This is a genomic window from uncultured Phycicoccus sp. (assembly GCF_947495705.1).
GTDB lineage: Bacteria > Actinomycetota > Actinomycetes > Actinomycetales > Dermatophilaceae > Phycicoccus.
On sequence record NZ_CANLZR010000001.1, the window covers coordinates 556670 to 574652 of the forward strand.

A 17983-nucleotide genomic window follows, 5' to 3' on the forward strand; every position below is an offset into this window, starting at 1 on the left:
AGCGGTGTCACTGGTCGGGCGCGCGGAAGAGCTAGGGGTGCTCACCAACCTCGTCCGTGGAGCCCGCGACGGCCGCTTCGGGGCGGTGGTGCTGCAGGGGGACGCGGGGATCGGCAAGACGACGCTGGTGCGCGCGGCGTGCGAGACGGCGGCGGGGGAGGGGGCGCTCGTCCTTCCCGGGACGTGCCTGCCGCTGACCGCGGTGAGCGTCCCGCTGCTCGGGCTCCGGAGCGCGGTGCGGGCGCTCCCCCCGGACGAGCAGCCGGCTGTGCTGGGCTCCGGGGGCGGGGCGGCGAGTCGGGAGCTGCCGGTTCCGGTGGCGGTCGATGACTGGCTGACCCGCCAGACGTCCGCCGGACCGGTGGTGCTGATGGTGGACGACCTGCAGTGGGCGGACGGGGAGACCCTGGACGCCTTGCTGTACGTCCTGGCCGGGCCGGTGGAGCGACCGCTCGGTGTGGTGCTGACGGTGCGGTCCACCGACGTGGGGCCGAGCCACCCGCTGCGACGTTGGTTGGCCGATGCTCGGCGTCTCCCGGGGGTCGAGGAGCGGACGCTCGGACCGCTGACGCGCGACGAGGTCGGGGAGGAGCTGGCGCTGGTCCTCGGCGAGCCCGCGCACACCTCCCTCGTTGACGAGGTGCACGTGCGCAGTGGTGGCAACCCGTACTTTGCGCGGCTGCTCGTCGACGGGCTGGACCCGTCGAGCCGCGCCTTGCCGCGCCACCTGCCCGAGGCGCTGAGCGCTGCCGCCGTCCGCAGCTGGGGGGTGCTCTCGGTGGACGCCCGGCGTCTTGTGGTGACCCTCGCCGTCGGCGGGCGGCCCGTCCGGGGTGCGCCCCTGGCCCGCGTCGCCGACATCGCCGACCTGCCGGACCCGGGGCCGGCGCTGCACGAGGCGGTGGACGCCGGGATGCTCGACGTCGCCGACGACGGGGCGTACTGGTTCCACCACCCGCTCCAGGCCGAGGCGCTCGAGGCGAGCCTGCTGCCGGACCAGCGTCGTGCCCTCCATGCGGGCTTCGCCGCGGAGTACGCACAGGAGGCCGGTGCGGAGCTGACCGCCGAGCTCGCCGAGACCGTCTCAGACCACTACACGCGCGCCGGCCGCCCGGAGGAGGCCAGACGGTGGGCGCTGCTCGCCGCCCGCGCAATGCGAGCATCCGGCGACGAGGTCGGACGGCTGCGGATGCTCCGCAGGTGCGTCTCATATGGCGCGAGCCTCGCGGGTCCGGGAGCTGCTTGGCGCGAAACGCTCCTGGAGGTCCGTGACCTCGCCGAGGACCTCGCGGACTGGGAGGCCGAGCTCGAGGCGATCGACGCTCTAGGGGAGGAACTCGCAGAGGACGTCGAGGAGGACGCGCTGACCCTCGCGGTGCTGGGGGCCCGCCGCGCGATTCTCTGCTTCATCACCGGGCGCGGCGAGACGAGTGGGGATCTCGCCCGCCCTCTGGCGCTCAGCGCGTTCCGGCCGGGCTCGTGGCAACGGCTCTACGTCGTCGCGGAGTACGTGCACATCCTCACCTGGGAGGGACGGGCCGCCCTCGCGGCTGCGGCCCTCGCCGAGGTCGAGGCGCTGCTGTCCGCAGCAGCCGACGGCGTACCCGTCGACGCGGGGGAGCGGCGGGGCGAGGACCGGGCGCGGGCGTACGGGCTGGCAGCGGTGGCGATGTACGCAAACTTGTCGGACGCCGTTTCCGGTCACGAAGCGGGGCGGGTGGCGGCAGACGCGGCCGCGGCCTGTGGCGACGGCTTCACTCTTCTCGACGCGGCGTTCTGGGAGGCCAACTCCCTCGCCACGCGGTCGCGGGCCTGGCTCGAGGCGATGGAGCAGAGACGACGGCAGATGCTGGAGCTGCGCATCGCCCACCCGTACGTCGCGTGGCTGTGTGCGTCCCAGGCGCACACGGCACTGCATCTCGGCGAGGTTCGGCTGTGTGCTGACCGGCTCCGGGTGGCGCTCGGTTCCGACCCCGGTCCGTCGGGCGACTTCTCGGCCCGGCTCACCGCTGCCCTGCTCGCAGCCGGCCAGGGCCGGCAGCGGGAGGCCGAGGCGCACCTCGCCCGTGCCGACGAGCTCCTCAAGGGAGGGCGGCCGGCGCCGGCCTTCATCTACGAGAGGGTCCTGGCGACGGTGCTGTTGTCCGCGGGTGATGACGAGGGCGCCGTGGCCGCGGCACTCGACGGGCTGGATCCCGAGCAGATCCTGCCAACGGACTGCGAGTGGCTCGTGCCCATCGCGGCACGAGGTCTGGCCGACCTCGTCTGCGGAGCCCGCGATGCCGGTCAGGATCCGGGCCCGTACCTGCGCCGGATCGACGAGCTCCGGGCGCGGTTCCCGCAGGTCGCACGGGACGTCGGCGAGATCACCGAGTTCTACCGTTCCGAGCTCGACGCCCTCGACGCGTGGTACGCCGCCGAGGTCGCGCGGGCCCGCCTCGCGGACGACGCACCTCGCTGCTGGTGCGCAGCGGTCGACCTGCTCGCGGCGGCGGAGCGGCCCTGGGAGGAGGCGTACGCGTCGTGGCGGGCGGGGGAGGCGCTGCTGCGGCGTGGTGACGCCGACGGACGTCGCCAGGCTGCGGCGGTGCTGCGGCGGGGGCACGGGATCGCGGTGCGGCTGGAGGCAGCGCCGACGCGAGGGGCGATCGAGGCGCTCGCGCGGTCGGCGCGTATCTCGTTGGCCGTCGTGACCGGGCCGGATGACTCGCCGCCCGGGATGCGGCTGACCCCGCGTGAGCGGGAGATCCTGGCGTACGTCGTCGCCGGGCGGACCTACGCCGAGATCGCCGGCGCGCTCTTCCTCAGCGAGAAGACGGTGAGCTCGCACATCTCGAACATGCTGCGCAAGACGCGGAGCGCGAACCGCATCGAGCTCGCCGCCTGGGCGTCCCGGCAGGAGTCGGCCTTGTGACGAGGCCGAGGTGAGGCGTCTCCGCGGTGGGTCAGGTCTGCGCAGCCGCCCCGGCGGGCACGTCCTCGAGGGGGGTGCCTGGGGCGTGCCGGGCCACGGCGGTGGTGAGCGCGGCGAGCCGGGCCGGGTCGAGCTCCGTCAGCGGCCGGGTCAGCAGGCGCGTGCCGAACGCGGTGGCGGGATCGGTGGTCGGCTCCACTCCGGGGTCGGGCGGGTGCGGCCAGCGGTGGGGGAGCGGCCGGCGCAGGCGGACGCCGAGGTGGGCGAGCCCGGCGACGGCGGCCACCGGCACGCGGACGTGGAGGAGCGCCGCGACGTCGCGCCACGGCACGAGGTCGATCGGTGCCTGCGCGGAGCGGGCGGCCACGACGCGGGTGCGCGGCGCGGCCGGGTCGTAGTCCGGGGGGAAGGCGAGGGCGACCCCCGCGGGCCCGACGGCGAGCAGCGGGGTGCCCGAGATCCGGAGCGCCGTGTCGACGAAGACGGCGAACAGCGCGAGCAGGATGAAGCCCCGGCCGGCGAGCAGGTCGAGACCCCCGCCGCGGAGCGCGGAGCCGACCAGGTCGACGAGCTGGGTGAGCAGGGCGGCGAGCAACGCCAGCGCGGCCGCGGCCGTGCCCCAGCCCGCGGGGCGCGTCGAGCGGACGAGCACCGACCCCGGCCCGCCCGCGACGGCCAGCAGCCGGGCCCCCAGGCGGTCGCTGCCGTCGAGGGGGCGCAGCGCGAGGTCGTGCAGGTCGGCGAGCCGACGCCGCAGCCCCGCCGTCGGGTCGTCGAGGAAGCCGGTCCCCGGCAGGGCCGGGTGGCGCTGGGTCATCGCGTCCCTCTCCGGGTAGTCGTCAGGCTCCCGGCCGGTCGTCGCCAGGGGCGTGGTGCTGGGGTGGTTGGGAAGTCCCTGTGGTGCCCCACGGATGATGCCCGGCCGCAGGCGTCCCCCGCTGCCAAATGGCCTCCCGCGATTCGCTCCGGAACCCGGAGGTATCCCTCCGAATCCGGAGGGATGGCCTGGAGCTACCTCCGGAACCCGGAGGTATCCCTCCGATTCCGGCCGGAATGCCCAGGCATTCTCCGGAACCCGGAGGTATCTCTCCGATTCCGGAGGGATCGCCCCAACTCCTCCGGAACCCGGAGGTATTGCTCCGGACCCGGATGAAAACGCCTCCGACTCCTCCGCTTCCGGAGGGATACCTCCGCTTGGCGGAACGTTTGCGGGACCTGTATATGACCGGCCCGGCTAGGAGCCGACCCAGGCCACGGCCATGCCCGGCCCGGGCGGCGAGCCGAGGCCCTCGCGAAGGTCGGCGAATGGCTCCACCGGGCCATTTACCGCGCCATTCCTACGCTCCTACGCTCGACGGATCGCCCTCGCGATCCCGGACGCGAAGGTGCCTCCGGGGTGAGGCACCAGTTCACCCTGGCGAGATTCGCCGCCCTCGGGGCAGGCGACCAGGGTGAAGGGCCGTTCCGATGCCGAACCAAAGGTCCGCTGGCGTCCACGTCGGTCATCCGCGCAAGCGCATCTGGGTCCAGCACGTCGCCGTCGAGACCGACAAGCTCGAGATGCGGGTGCAGGCGGCTCGTGCCCGGGGCACTCTGACCGAGTCCCAGGAGGTCCTCGCCCAGGGTGTGTGCGACTCGATCCGCAAGGCCAGGCTCGCCGCGTTCCGGGACGACCCGATCCCCAACCGGTTGGCGAACTGGTGGCGGGGCACCCTCGTCGAGGCGGCGTACCGGCGGATGCACACCGCGCGGGCCCAGCTGTTCGACCTCCTCGAGGAGGACGAGCTGATCGCCGAGGTCCCGCTCGTCGTCGCCCGGGCCAACGCCACCCTGAACCGGGACGACCCGCGCCGGGTCACGGTCGCCGAGCTGCTCGCGGACACTCCCGGCGTCCGGCGGGCCCGGCTGCGGCGCCTCGTGGGGGACAGCTACGAACAGCTCGACCTCGAGCACGCGCAGCTGCGCAGCTTCCGCAACATCCTCCTCAGCTCCGCCACGTTCCTCACGCTCATCGTCATCGGCACCCTCGCCTTCGTCGCGGTCAACCCTCACCTCATGCCGCTCTGCTTCGACGCCGCGACGCCGAGCTGCCCGACGAGCATGGGGGAGGGGATCGCCACGCCCCGCGGTGCCGACATCCTCATCGTCGCGGTCCTCGGGGCGCTCGGCGGCGCGCTCGCCGCCACCCTGTCGATCCGCAACCTCAAGGGCACCTCGACCCCGTACGACGTGCCCGTCGCGCTCGCCGCCCTCAAGGTCCCCCTGGGCGCGCTGACCGCCATCCTCGGGCTCGTGGCCGTCCAGGGCGAGTTCATCCCCGGCCTGAGCGAGCTCGACTCGCAGGGGCAGATCCTGGCCTACGCCCTCGTCTTCGGCTTCGCACAGCAGGCCCTGTCGCGGCTGCTCGACCAGCAGGCCCAGACCCTCCTCGAAGGCCTGCCCGGAGGTACGAACGTCGCGCCGGCGCCCAGCGCCCACGACAGCCTCGCGCCGGCAGGCGGAGGGGCGCTCGCGCCGACGACTCCAGCCACACCCCCGGCGCCCGGTCCCGGCGACGGCGGCGACGAGGAGACCGACGACGAGATGGTCCCCGCCGTCAGCGCAGCCGCCGACCGGCCGACCGAGGAGCCGGACTCGGCGACCCAGCAGGACCAGCTGAACCTGCTGGAGGACACCGGCAACGACCGGCAGGACATGACCGAGGACGAGGAGGCCGAGCTCCTCGAGGCCGAGTTCGGGCCTCCCGACGACGACGGCATCTACGGCGCGCCACCGGCCGCGCCCGAGCAGCCGGGGAGGGCCCCGGCCGGCACCGCACCAGGAGGCCCGTGATGTCCGACGTGGACGACATGATCGCCGCCGCCGAGCGGTTCCTCGGCACGAGCGGGCGGCCGAACGCGATCACCCGCTGGTACGCCGAGCGCAACGGCTCGGAGTTCAGCCGCGCCCCGTGGTGCGACATGAGCATCACCCTGTGGGCCAACCGGTCCGCGAACGCCGACGTCGTGTGCTTCGGCCGTGACTACGCCTACACCGTCTGGCACGCCCAGCGGTTCGCGACCGAGGGGCAGTGGCACGTCGACGTCGCCGGCATCCGACGCGGCGACATCGTCTTCTTCGACTGGGGCGAGACCAACCGGATCGGCCGCATCGACCACGTCGGCATCGTCACCGGCGTGCGGGACGGCGTCGTCTACACGATCGAGGGCAACACCCGGGACGGGTGCCGGCGGCGGGCGCGGTTCGCGTCGACCATCGTCGGCTACGGCCGTCCCGAGTACGGCCGCGGCCGGAGCGCGGAGGGCGGCAAGGGCGCGGGCGGGGACGCTCCCGCCACGGGCCGCGGCAGCCTCGCCCCGCCCGGGGTGCCGACGCTGCGCCGCGGCAGCGCCGGGACCCTCGTCAGGCAGCTCCAGCGGTGCCTCAACGTCGTCCAGAGCAGCGGTCTCGCCGTCGACGGCCGGTTCGGCCCGTTGACGACGGGGGCCGTCAAGACCTTCCAGAACCGCACCCGAGGGCTGGTCGTCGACGGCCGGTACGGGCCCGCGACGGCGGGGAAGATGCGGGTCGCCCGCACCAGGCTGCGGGACGACCGGCGCGGCGGTGCCAAGACCTAGATCTGGTGCCCCAGACGTCACACGAGTCCCACAGGTGGTGCTCCGACACGCCGCGCAGGCCGCTTCCAACCCCGTCACACCCCCGCTGACCTGCGGAAACAGCCGAACGGACGATCTTTGCCCCCACCTGCTTGCGTCGCAGGTCACACGGGAGGCATGATGGCCACAACATCTAGTGGTTACACCGTTGTAGTTCGTCCACATGTTGTGCACAAGAAACAACGGTCGTCCACAGGTTGTTCACACCACAGTCCACCGATTCGTCCACAGGGGGAGGAGCGCCCGCCATGCACTGTCCGTTCTGCCGGCACACCGACTCCCGGGTCATGGACTCCCGCACCACCGACGACGGCTCCTCCATCCGGCGCCGTCGCCAGTGCCCCGAGTGCGGCCGGCGCTTCACCACGGTCGAGACCGCGAGCCTGAGCGTCGTCAAGCGCTCCGGCGCCACCGAGCCGTTCAGCCGCGCCAAGGTCCTCGTCGGCGTCCGCAAGGCCTGCCAGGGCCGCCCGGTCACCGAGGACGACCTCGCCATCCTCGCCCAGAAGGTCGAGGAGACCATCCGCAGCGCCGGCTCCGCCGAGATCGACGCCCACGAGGTCGGCCTCGCCGTCCTCGAGCCGTTGCGCGAGCTCGACGAGGTCGCGTACCTGCGCTTCGCGAGCGTCTACCAGGCCTTCGACTCCCTCGAGGACTTCGAGTCGGCCATCACCCTCCTGCGCGCCGAACAGGACGCGACCGCGCAGGAACCGCAGGCCACCGCGCCTGTCGGACCCCAGCAGTAGAACTAGAACCACCAGGTCACCACCGCCCCGACAGAGGGGGCAGAAGAGAGGGATTCGCATGACCGAGACCGCCGGAGCACGTGCAGGTGCCCGTAAGGCCCCCAAGGACAAGGGGGTGAAGATCGAGCGGATCTACACCACGCCGGGCGTCCACCCGTACGACGAGGTGACCTGGGAGAAGCGCGACGTCGTCCAGCAGAACTGGAAGACCGGCGAGACGATCTTCGAGCAGCGCGGGGTCGAGTTCCCCGACTTCTGGAGCGTCAACGCCTCCACCATCGTCACGACCAAGTACTTCCGTGGCGCCGTCGGTACCGAGGCGCGCGAGACCGGGCTCAAGCAGCTCATCGACCGCGTCGTCCTCACCTACGTCAAGGCCGGCAAGGACCACGGGTACTTCGGCAGCCCCGACGACGCCGAGATCTTCGAGCACGAGCTGACGTACGCCCTGCTGCACCAGGTGTTCAGCTTCAACTCGCCGGTCTGGTTCAACGTCGGCACCGCGAGCCCCCAGCAGGTCAGCGCCTGCTTCATCCTCTCGGTCGACGACTCGATGGACTCCATCCTCAACTGGTACAAGGAGGAGGGCTTCATCTTCAAGGGCGGCTCAGGCGCGGGCCTCAACCTCTCGCGCATCCGCTCCTCCAAGGAGCTGCTGTCCTCCGGCGGCACCGCCTCCGGCCCGGTCTCCTTCATGCGCGGCGCCGACGCGTCCGCGGGCACCATCAAGTCCGGTGGCGCCACCCGCCGCGCGGCGAAGATGGTCGTCCTCGACGTCGACCACCCCGACATCGTCGAGTTCGTCGAGACGAAGGCGCGCGAGGAGGACAAGATCCGCGCGCTGCGCGACGCCGGCTTCGACATGGACCTCGGCGGCAAGGACATCACCTCCGTCCAGTACCAGAACGCCAACAACTCCGTCCGGGTCACCGACGCCTTCATGCGTGCGGTCGAGGACGGCACCGAGTTCGGGCTCACCTCCCGCCAGGACGGCTCGGTCATCGAGACCGTCGACGCCCGCGAGCTCATGGGCAAGATCGCCACCGCCGCGTGGGAGTGCGCCGACCCGGGCATCCAGTACGACGACACGATCAACGACTGGCACACCAACCCCGAGACCGGCCGCATCACCGCGTCCAACCCGTGCTCGGAGTACATGTCGCTCGACAACTCCTCGTGCAACCTCGCCTCGCTCAACCTCCTGAAGTTCCTCCGCGACGACGACACCTTCGACGCGGTCACCTTCGCCAAGGTCGTCGAGCTCGTCATCACTGCGATGGACATCTCCATCTGCTTCGCGGACTTCCCGACCGAGCCCATCGGCGACACCACCCGCGACTACCGCCAGCTCGGCATCGGCTACGCCAACCTCGGCGCGCTGCTCATGGCCACCGGCCACGGGTACGACTCCGACGGCGGCCGCGCGCTCGCCGCGTCCATCACCTCGCTGCTCACCGGCGCCGCGTACAAGCGCTCCGCCGAGATGGCCGCGGTCGTCGGCCCGTACGCCGGGTACGCCCGCAACGCCGACGCCCACAAGCGGGTCATGCGCAAGCACGCAGCCGCCAACGACGCCGTGCGCACGCTGGGCACGATGGACAAGGACATCCACCGCGTCGCCACGAAGACGTGGGACGACGTCGTCAAGCTCGGCGAGAAGAACGGCTACCGCAACGCCCAGGCGTCGGTGCTCGCCCCCACCGGGACCATCGGCTTCATGATGGACTGCGACACCACCGGCATCGAGCCCGACTTCTCGCTCGTGAAGTTCAAGAAGCTCGTCGGTGGCGGCTCGATGCAGATCGTCAACCTCACGATCCCGCGGGCCCTGCGCAAGCTGGGCTACACCGAGGAGACCGTCGAGGCGATCGTCGAGTTCATCGCCGACAAGGGTCACGTCATCGACGCGCCCGGTTTGAAGCCCGAGCACTACGAGGTCTTCGACACCGCGATGGGCGCGCGGGCCATCTCCCCGATGGGCCACGTCCGGATGATGGCGGCCACCCAGCCGTTCCTGTCCGGTGCCATCTCCAAGACGGTCAACCTGCCCGAGACGGCGTCGATCGAGGAGATCGAGGAGGTCTATGTCCAGGGCTGGAAGATGGGCCTGAAGGCGCTGGCCGTCTACCGCGACAACTGCAAGGTCGGCCAGCCGCTGTCCGACGGCGGCTCGACCGCCAAGGACGCCGCTGCCGACAAGGCCTCGGCCGCGGTCAAGGCCGCGCAGGGCGAGATCATCGAGAAGGTCATCTACCGGCCGACCCGCGAGCGGCTGCCGAAGCGTCGCGGCTCGCAGACCACGTCGTTCACCGTCGGTGGGGCCGAGGGCTACCTCACGGCCGGCACGTACGAGGACGGCCGTCTCGGCGAGGTGTTCCTGAAGTTCGGCAAGCAGGGCTCCACGCTCGCCGGCGTCATGGACGCCTTCTCGATCGTCACCTCGGTCGCGCTCCAGTACGGCGTGCCGCTCGAGACGTTCGTCGAGAAGTTCACGAACATGCGCTTCGAGCCGGCCGGCATGACCGACGACCCGGACGTGCGGATGGCGCAGTCGCTCATGGACTACGTGTTCCGCCGGCTGGCGCTGGACTACCTGGACTTCGACACCCGCTCGTTCATGGGGATCCACACGGCCGAGGAGCGGGCGCGCCAGCTCGAGACCGGCTCGTACGCCCCGGAGTCCTCGGACGAGTCCGACGAGGAGCTCGAGGGCGAGATCGAGTCGCTGTCCCAGGGCATCGGCGCCTCGGCGAAGAAGCACGAGGAGACGGCTGCCCCGGCGGCTGCCACCGAGGCCTCGGCCGACGCGCAGTCCGCGGCGACCACGGCGTCCGGCTCGGGTGCGGCGTCGGCGCGTGAGGTCTCCTCGGAGATCCACAGCTCGGCCGACCTCCTGGCCGCGTTCGGCAACTCCAAGGCCGCCGACGCCCCGATGTGCATGACCTGCGGGACCAAGATGCGCCCCGCCGGCTCCTGCTACGTCTGCGAAGGCTGCGGCAGCACCAGCGGCTGCAGCTGACGCTCAGCGGCACGACGAGGGCCCGGGCGGAACCATCCGCCCGGGCTCGTCGCAAAGCACCCACGTCTGCGCGGAAGCACCTATTGTGCTGCTCGAGAACGCGAAACCAGTTTCCTTGCACTCTGCTGTTCTAAGGTGCGTTCGTCGCGGGGCAACTTGCTCCCTGACGGGACAACGAGTAGTTGACAAGTCAGTCGACCCAGATTGGGGTGCCTTTCGTGCCGCAAATGCGCGTGTTTCTTTCCTCAACGGCTTATGACCTGGGAATGGTCAGAGGCCAACTAGGTGCGTTCATCAGCGGACTGGGCCACCAGGTCGTGATGAGTGAGTATTCGGGGGTGCTTTACGACCCAAAGGTGCACACGCACAAGGCCTGCGTCCAGGAACTGGCTACCTGTGACGCAGTAGTGATGATCATTGGAAGCCGCTGGGGGAGTGTTGCGAAGCCCGAGTTCATAGATGAAATTGCGACTGAGGGGAAACTTGACGACTCCACCGGAGTTCTGACAGATGCGCTTGAAAAGGGAAACGTTTCGGTCACTCAGCTCGAAGCGCTGACTGCCTTTAATCGAGGCATCCCAATGTTTGTATTTGTGGAGCGCTCAGTAAGGGCAGAGGCGCGATTCTTCGAGGTGAATCAAGAATTGGCCAACGCCGGCAATCTACGCCTCCCTACGATGGGCGATCCGCGTGTGGCCAAGTACATTTTCGATTTCTTGCGTTACGTTGAAGCACGCACTTCCGGCAATGCAGTCACCGAATTTGACAGCATCGAGGGAATTCAGCGGCACTTGAAGCACCAGTGGTCTGCCTGGCTTCAGCGGTTGCTGAATGAGGTGCGGGAGGCTCAAACGCAGCAGTCTGTAGTTGACGCCATCGCAGAGAAGTTAGAAGACTTGCGCGTCGCTATGGTATCGACCATGCCGGATGCCGACGCCAGGAGGGTCGCCTCTGCGGTGCTGGAATTTCGAATCCTGTGTGACGTCGTCCTAACGTTAGACGACTCTGGACGATTTCTGTTTGCTGAGGATCCGCCAGATTTCGGAGCTCTGCTTGACCAACTCGGCGTGATATCAGTCGACCCGTTCGACACTCCTCGCGGTCCCGCGGGTGGACGTACAGTGGTGGTCTTCCGGGATAAGGTAATTGAGCTCCGTATTCCGCCCGGCCGGTTTTCGCGACTCCCCGTGGATTGGGAAGCGTTTCGGAACATGAGTGTCGCTGAGCGACGTGTCGTGGTCGAAACGCTTCGTAACGACCGGCGTGCAATTGGCGCAATGAGTCGAGTGCGAACCATCGACGAGGAACTAGCCGAGCGGCTCTTCGCGGGAGGGGCTATACGGCAGGATGAGTTCGAGAGATTCATGGAGCGAGCGGACGATGTGCGCGGCGGAGTACGAGTTGCTCGCCCTTAGCTCAACCCAATAAGGGCCTCATAGGACTGCCTCGCGGCGGAACTCGTCGTAGGTGCCGCCGAGGTAGTTGAGCAGCATGACCTGGAAGTCGGGATTGGCGAAGAACATGTCGAACAGCACCCCGTTCTTCTCGTGCCGGTCCAGCAGGAGGTCCTTGATCTTATGCTCGAGGACCATCTGGTACTGGCTGCGGTCGTTATTGACGGCGACGGCTTCCATCTCGGCGTCGTCCTTGACGACGGTCCATTGCTGGTCGACCCAGACCTTGTCTGCCTCGGTCAGGTCGGCGCCGTACTTCTCGTTCATCGCCGCGATGAGCGCGGAAAGTTTGTCGAGCATCGGCTCGGCGACCTTCCCCTTGCCCTCGCCGGGGAAGGGGATGCCGGGCTCGTCAGATGCGGTCAGCGTGATGGCCTCGTCGGAAGTCACCGAGATCTTCAGGTGGGTGAGCTGGACCGACTTGCTCAGCTGTGGCATGGGGTCGTTCTCTCGCGCGGGCAGATCCGCCAGCAGCAGCCGCCCGTAGAGGAACAGGCGCTCCAGGTCCGCATCCGACCAGGGTATGACCTGGGCCACGAAGGCGTAGGCCCGACAGAACGACTGCAGGGTCCCGCGGAACGCTTCCTGCGCGTCCTCGTCGAGAGCGACAAACCGCCCTACGGCGGGGCCGAGATTTGCGTAGAGCACCGACTGCTGCGACGAGTCGTCAGATAGCAGCGCGGCGACGGCGGTGTCCATCTCATCCCGGGACAGCACGCCGGCGGCCATGAGGTCGTGCTCCATCGTGTACAGCACGTTCGGCTCGGTCGGGGCGGCGAAGGACTCCTCGTAAAAGGGCTCGAACGAGTCCTTGATCTCCTCGGCGGTGTTGGCGAAGTCGAGGACGAAGGTGTCCTCCTTGCCGGGGTGAGTCCGGTTGAGCCGGGAGAGGGTCTGGACGGCGGCGACGCCGGCGAGCTTCTTGTCGACGTACATCGTGTGCAGCAGCGGCTCGTCAAACCCGGTCTGGTACTTCTCGGCGACGACGAGCAGCTGGTAGCCGCCCTCGCGGAACTGCTTGGGCAGCTGGCCCTCTGAGAAGCCGTTGATGTTCGCCTCGGTGAAGGACTGCCCGCGGGGGTCGTCCGGGTCGATGAGCGGTCCGGAGAAGGCCACGAGGGTGCGCAGCGGGTTGTCGCCGCTCTGGTAGCCCTTCCGTGTGATGTACGCGTCGAGCGCCTGCTTCATCCGCACCGCGTGCAGCCGAGACCTGGTGACGACCATCGCCTTGGCCTGCCCGTCGATCTTCCCGGCGGTCTTCTGCCGGAAGTGTTCGATGATGACCTCGGCCTTGGCCTCCAGCTGGTACGGGTGCAGCGAGGCGAACCGGGCCAGGGCCGCCCGCCCTTTGCTCGACTCGAACTCTGGGTCGTTGCGGGGGTGGGCGGTGGCGAGCTTGTAGTACACCGAGTACGTCGTGTAGTTCGCCAGCACGTCGAGGATGAACCCTTCGGCGATGGCCTGGCGCATCGAGTACGTGTGGAACGGCCGCTTGTGACCTTGGCTGTCGACCTGCCCGAATGTCTCGAGCGTTCTCGGCTTCGGGGTGGCGGTGAACGCGAAGAACGACAGGTTCTTCCGCTTCCCGCGTGCGCGGGCACTGGCGAGCAGCGCCTCGTCCGGCGCTTCCCCTGCCTCGGCGACGGCTTGCTCCTCCTCCGCCTCCGCCAGTGGATCGTCCCCCGTCAGGACGGTCTTGAGCTTGGTCACCGAGTCCCCGGTCGTGGAGGAGTGGGCCTCGTCGACGATGACGGCGAACCGTCGCCCGACGACCCCCTTGGCGTCTCCTTCGGCTTCGGCCTCGGCGGCGAGCCGGGCGACGACGGGGAACTTCTGCAGGGTCGTGATGATGACCCGCGCCGCGTTGCCCTCGAGGGCGTCCTTGAGCTGCTGGGACTTCTCGTCGATCCGCACGATGGTGCCCGGCGTGTGGTCCAGCCCCGCGACGGTCTGCTGGAGCTGGCGGTCCAGCACCTTGCGGTCGGTGATCACGACGACCTTGTCGAAGATCGGCGCGTCATCCGCGCCGTGCAGCCGAGAGAGGGCGTGTGCGGTCCACGCGATGGTGTTCGACTTCCCCGACCCCGCCGAGTGCTGCACGAGCCGGTCCACCCCGGCCCCGTCGCGGGAGGTCGCCTCCATGATCGAACGCACCGCGTGCCACTGGTGGAACCGCGGGAACAGGGTCCGCCCGCCCTCGTCGTGGACGAAGGACCCCAGCAGGTCCAGCCAGGCGTCGCGCTGCCACACCTCGGTCCACAGGTACGAGGTCTGGTAGGTCCCGGGCATCACCGGGTTTCCGGCGCTGCCCGGCCGGCCCGGGCCGGCGCTGCCCAGATTGAACGGCAGGAAGACCGTCTCCTGCCCGGCGAGCTTCGTCGTCATCGCCACCTGGTGCGGGTCGACCGCGAAGTGCACCAGGGTGCGGGCCCGGAAGATGAGGTCGTGCGGGTTGCGGTCGGTGCGGTACTGGGTCATTGCCTGCTCGATGCCCTGCCCGGTGAGCGGGTTCTTCAGCTCCGCCGTCGCGATCGGGATGCCGTTGACGACCAGTGCCAGGTCCACCGAGTCCATAGGGCGCGACTCCGAATGGTGTAGCTGCCGCACCACGCCCAAGCGGTTGGCCGCATACCGTTGCGACTGTTCCTCGTTCAGGGTGCTCGCCGGCTTGAAGAAGCACAGCCGCACCGTCACCCCGGTGTCCTTGACCGGGGAGCGCAGCACGCTCACCGTCCCGCGGTGGTCGATCGCATCCGCCACCGTCCTGAGGAACTTGATGCGGGCCGCCTGCTCACCACCGTGGCGGGTGACAAGTTGCTGCCACGCCTTCGGCTGCGAATCCTGCACGAACGCGACGACCTCGTCCGGAAAGATGCCTGCCTTCCGGTCGTAGCCCGACGGGTCGACCTTGGCCCACCCGTCCTCGCGCAGGTCGGCCTCGATGTTCGCCTCGAACGCTGCTTCCTGCGTGATGCTCATACGCCCCTCATCCCGGAATCCCGCTCCCCGCGGTCGTCACATCGAATTCACCAGTCACCGCAGCTGTGATCAACGACTGCTTGTACTCCCGCAGCAATGCCGCTGACTGTCGAACCTGCCCCAGGTGTTCTACATGCGCGGAGTCAATCCGTGACACCTCAGCGAGCAAGTCCGTCGTCGTGTTTTGATCAGCCAGGGGTACCGGGTAGTTCTTGAGATCACCCATATTCAGCACGGACTGCGCCGTCCCATGGGTGACTTCCTCAGTGAACCGCGCGAAGTCGGGAAGGCGAAGGACGGCCTGTACGTAAGCGCCGGCCACCCCGGTACGCGGCCGCAATCGGGCAATCGCACGGGACACGTTGGCACCTACGAGCTCCGCGTGCACCACTGTCGGACGCCCCAGCGTGCCCACAACCCCGAGCAGCACGTCGTCGCGTGCGAGTCTTGTCCGGATGTACTCAAGGCTCTGCGTGGCGGGGATGCGCGGGAGGCTGGCCTCTTCCACGGAACCGGAAGCTGGCAGGTCGGCGATGCGCACGATCGGGGTTCCAGCGTCCACGTATTCGGGCTTCAGCACGCCATAGCAAGGTGGCGCAGCCAACAGATCCTTCAGACGACCCCTCTGCTCAGTAGGTGCGAACACTGCTGACAACTGTGCTTGAGCCAGCTCGTCCGTCAATGCTGCCTGCTCTTGGCGGTGGACGATGATCTGGTCGATGCGGGCGACGCGGTCGTCGAGGAAGTCCGCGATCCGCTGCTGCTGGCCTAGGTCGTGGACCGGTACGGGCGTCGCCCGTAGGTCTGCGACGCCGAGGCCGTAGCGCGAGATGCCGCTCGCATGAGTGCTGAAGTGTGCGAGCGAGGGCCTTGATCGAAAGGCCCAGTTCAGGAAGCGCGGCACGACGCCCTCTCGGGGCCGGGCGATAGCCAGGTGGTAGCCGCACACGAAGTCGGCGGCCGTGCCTGTGATGAAGGCCGAGATCCCAATGTCGTTGGGATCTTCCGAGTCCTTCGTGAGTACGGTGTCGCCCGGCTGCAGTCGAAACCGTCGCACCTCTTCTGGAGTTGCTGTTGCCCTCATAAGACCGGCGTGGGGCTCGACGGTGTCGTTCTTGTAGGCGTCCGTGTAGTTGCACAGCCGTATTGGGATTTCGCCCTCGACTGAGTGCTTGTCAACGCTGCTGCTCCACACCTCGGCGAGATGGCGGACCTGCGTGGCGGTCACAGGTCAAGGTCCTTCATCCAGGTCTGGATCTGGGTCTCCAGGTCCTTGATCTCGGCGGCGATCTCCTTGACGGGGCGGGGCGGTTCGTATACGTAGAACTGGCGGGTGAAGGGGATCTCGACGCCGACCTTGGTCCTGGTGTGGTCGATCCAGGCGTCCGGCACGTAGGGGCGGATCTCGGTCTCGAGGTGGGCCTCGGCGGCCTCGACCAAAGCCTTGTCGCGGGCGTCGTCGCCTAGGTCGAACCAGCCGACGGCCAGGGGCACGTTCTCGTTGTCGCGCAGGTCGGGGTCGGGCTCGACCGTCCCGCCGCGGCCGGTGACGACGGGGGCGTCAGGGTCGGCGACGGCGCAGGCCTTGGCGAACTTCTTCCGCTGCGCCGGGGACAGGTCGTTCACCTCGGCGAGAAGCGCCTTCTCGGTCTCGAACCGCAGCCCGATAAGCCCGCCGTAGGCGTCGAACGGTGCGGTAGCGACGGCCTCGGGGGTGACCTCCCAGCGGCGGCGCATAGGGCGGTCGACGGTGATCCGCTGGAAGCCGAATGCCTCGCGGGGCAGGACCTTGACGCGGGGATCGTCGGCGAACTCATCGCGAGCGCCGAGGAAGAGGCCCACTATCTCGTCGATCGCTGCCAGCGTCAGTTGCTTACGTTTGTCGCCGAGGGACTTGCGCATCTTGGTGCCCATCGCGCGGGCGTCGACGAGGCGTACCAGGCTGGCGTCCTCGGAGGCTTTGTCGTTGGTGAGGATCCAGACGTAGGTGGAGATGCCGGTGTTGTAGAACATCTGGTCCGGCAGGGCGACGATGCCTTCGAGCCAGTCGTTCTCGAGGATCCACCGGCGGATCTCGGACTCGCCGGAGCCGGCCTGTCCGGAGAACAGCGGGGAGCCAGAGAGCACGATCCCGACCCGGGAGCCGCCGGGCTTCATGTGGCTGAGCATGTGCTGTAGGAAGAGGAACGAGCCGTCGGAGACCCGGGGCAGGCCGGCGCCGAACCGCCCGTGGTGGCCCTGGCCGTTGTGCTCGTCGCGGATCGGGCCGGCGTAGGCCTTCCAGTCCACGCCGTAGGGCGGGTTGGCGAGGATGAAGTCGAACTTCTCGGTGGGGAACGCGTCCTGGGTCAGGGTGTTGCCGTTTCGCATCCGTGCCGGGTCGATGCCTTGCATCATCAGGTCGGACTGGGCGATGGCCCAGGTCTCGTCGTTGATCTCCTGCCCGAAGACGTTGACGATCGCCGCGTCGTTCTGGCTCTTGATCTGGGCCATGGCGGTCATGAGCATGCCGCCGGTGCCGGCGGCCGGGTCGTAGACGGTGCGGACGGGTGCGGGGTTCTCGGTGAGCTCGCGGGCGGTGCGGCCGCTGACGAGGAGGTCGACGATGAGCTGGATGACCTCGCGCGGGGTGTAGTGCTCACCTGCGGTCTCGTTGCTCATCTCGGAGAACTTGCGTAGAAGCTCTTCGAAGACGTAGCCCATCGCCTCGTTGCTCACCATGGACGGGCGCAGGTCGAGGTCGGCGAAGTCGGCAAGGACGGCGTAGAGGATGCCGGCGCGGTCCATCCGCTCCAGCCGCCCGTCGAAGTCGTATGCCTCGATGATCCGGTAGGCGGTGGGGGAGAGCTTCGTGATGTAGTCGCGCAGGTTCGCGGCGACGTTCTTGTCGTCGCTGAGCATCGAGGAGAACGTGAAGGCCGACGTGTTGTAGAACGATTGGCCGGCCGCGCGCTTGAGTAGGGCGTCCACGCCCTCGTTGATCTGGTCGTACTTCGCCGCCTGGTTCCGCACCTGCTCCCGGGTGGGGGCCAGTACTGCGTCCATCCGGCGGAGCACGAGCAGCGGCAGCATCACCGACCCGTACTCGTGCTGCTTGAACGTCCCCCGGAGCTTATCCGCGACCTTCCAGACGAACGCGACCTTGTCCTCGAAGCCGACCGGCGCCATCTCTCCCTCTCGAGTCATCAGTGTGAGGCCATCACGGTAGCCGCAGA

10 protein-coding genes are annotated in these 17983 nt (G+C 68.8%); 6 read left to right on the top strand and 4 right to left on the bottom strand.

Features of this window, described 5'->3' with window-relative positions:
* The first annotated feature begins 4 nt into the window (after positions 1–4).
* Entirely contained in the window at positions 5–2914 is a 2910-nt protein-coding gene (locus tag Q0963_RS02690; RefSeq protein WP_299442087.1) for a LuxR family transcriptional regulator, read from the top strand.
* A gap of 31 nt (positions 2915–2945) precedes the next feature.
* On the opposite strand, the gene Q0963_RS02695 is transcribed toward Q0963_RS02690, so the two are convergent.
* The gene (locus Q0963_RS02695) at positions 2946–3731 is read right to left on the bottom strand and encodes a hypothetical protein (RefSeq protein WP_299442090.1); all 786 of its coding nucleotides are present in this window, start codon (positions 3729–3731) and stop codon (positions 2946–2948) included.
* Between the two features lie 650 nt (positions 3732–4381).
* On the opposite strand from Q0963_RS02695, the gene Q0963_RS02700 reads away from it, so the two are divergent.
* From Q0963_RS02700 to Q0963_RS02720, 5 genes are all read left to right on the top strand, one after another.
* Complete coding sequence (locus Q0963_RS02700; protein ID WP_299442093.1) at positions 4382–5746, top strand: hypothetical protein; 1365 nt, start codon at positions 4382–4384, stop codon at positions 5744–5746.
* Positions 5746–6531, top strand: coding sequence for a peptidoglycan-binding protein (locus Q0963_RS02705; RefSeq protein ID WP_299442095.1), 786 nt, complete (start codon positions 5746–5748; stop codon positions 6529–6531). Before Q0963_RS02700 ends, Q0963_RS02705 begins: the two co-directional genes overlap by 1 nt.
* Before the next feature lie 287 nt (positions 6532–6818).
* Positions 6819–7316: a transcriptional regulator NrdR gene (nrdR, locus tag Q0963_RS02710; protein WP_299442098.1), complete on the top strand. Its 498-nt coding sequence runs from the start codon at positions 6819–6821 to the stop codon at positions 7314–7316.
* 58 nt (positions 7317–7374) lie between these two features.
* Positions 7375–10335, top strand: coding sequence for a vitamin B12-dependent ribonucleotide reductase (locus Q0963_RS02715; RefSeq protein ID WP_299442101.1), 2961 nt, complete (start codon positions 7375–7377; stop codon positions 10333–10335).
* Positions 10336–10544: 209 nt separating this feature from the next.
* Positions 10545–11750 (top strand): DUF4062 domain-containing protein, encoded by a 1206-nt coding sequence (locus tag Q0963_RS02720; protein WP_299442104.1) that lies wholly within the window; start codon positions 10545–10547, stop codon positions 11748–11750.
* An 18-nt stretch (positions 11751–11768) separates the two neighbouring features.
* On the opposite strand, the gene Q0963_RS02725 is transcribed toward Q0963_RS02720, so the two are convergent.
* Genes Q0963_RS02725 through Q0963_RS02735 form a run of 3 tightly spaced genes read right to left on the bottom strand, consistent with a single transcriptional unit; the run spans position 11769 to position 17954 of the window.
* Entirely contained in the window at positions 11769–14768 is a 3000-nt protein-coding gene (locus tag Q0963_RS02725) for a type I restriction endonuclease subunit R (protein ID WP_299442107.1), read from the bottom strand.
* 7 nt (positions 14769–14775) lie between these two features.
* Positions 14776–15996 carry a hypothetical protein gene (locus tag Q0963_RS02730; RefSeq protein WP_299442110.1) on the bottom strand — a complete coding sequence of 407 codons (1221 nt, stop codon included), beginning with the start codon at positions 15994–15996 and terminating at the stop codon, positions 14776–14778.
* Positions 15993–17954, bottom strand: coding sequence for a class I SAM-dependent DNA methyltransferase (locus Q0963_RS02735; RefSeq protein WP_299442112.1), 1962 nt, complete (start codon positions 17952–17954; stop codon positions 15993–15995). Before Q0963_RS02735 ends, Q0963_RS02730 begins: the two co-directional genes overlap by 4 nt.
* Between the last annotated feature and the right edge of the window lie 29 nt (positions 17955–17983).

What these genes read in the sequence shown, in the direction of transcription:
- Q0963_RS02695 (WP_299442090.1), bottom strand. Translation starts at nt 3,731, where the DNA reads ATGACCCAGCGCCACCCGGCCCTGCCGGGGACCGGCTTCCTCGACGAC.
- Q0963_RS02700 (WP_299442093.1), top strand. Translation starts at nt 4,382, where the DNA reads ATGCCGAACCAAAGGTCCGCTGGCGTCCACGTCGGTCATCCGCGCAAG.
- Q0963_RS02705 (WP_299442095.1), top strand. Translation starts at nt 5,746, where the DNA reads ATGTCCGACGTGGACGACATGATCGCCGCCGCCGAGCGGTTCCTCGGC.
- nrdR (WP_299442098.1), top strand. Translation starts at nt 6,819, where the DNA reads ATGCACTGTCCGTTCTGCCGGCACACCGACTCCCGGGTCATGGACTCC.
- Q0963_RS02715 (WP_299442101.1), top strand. Translation starts at nt 7,375, where the DNA reads ATGACCGAGACCGCCGGAGCACGTGCAGGTGCCCGTAAGGCCCCCAAG.
- Q0963_RS02725 (WP_299442107.1), bottom strand. Translation starts at nt 14,768, where the DNA reads ATGAGCATCACGCAGGAAGCAGCGTTCGAGGCGAACATCGAGGCCGAC.
- Q0963_RS02735 (WP_299442112.1), bottom strand. Translation starts at nt 17,954, where the DNA reads ATGACTCGAGAGGGAGAGATGGCGCCGGTCGGCTTCGAGGACAAGGTC.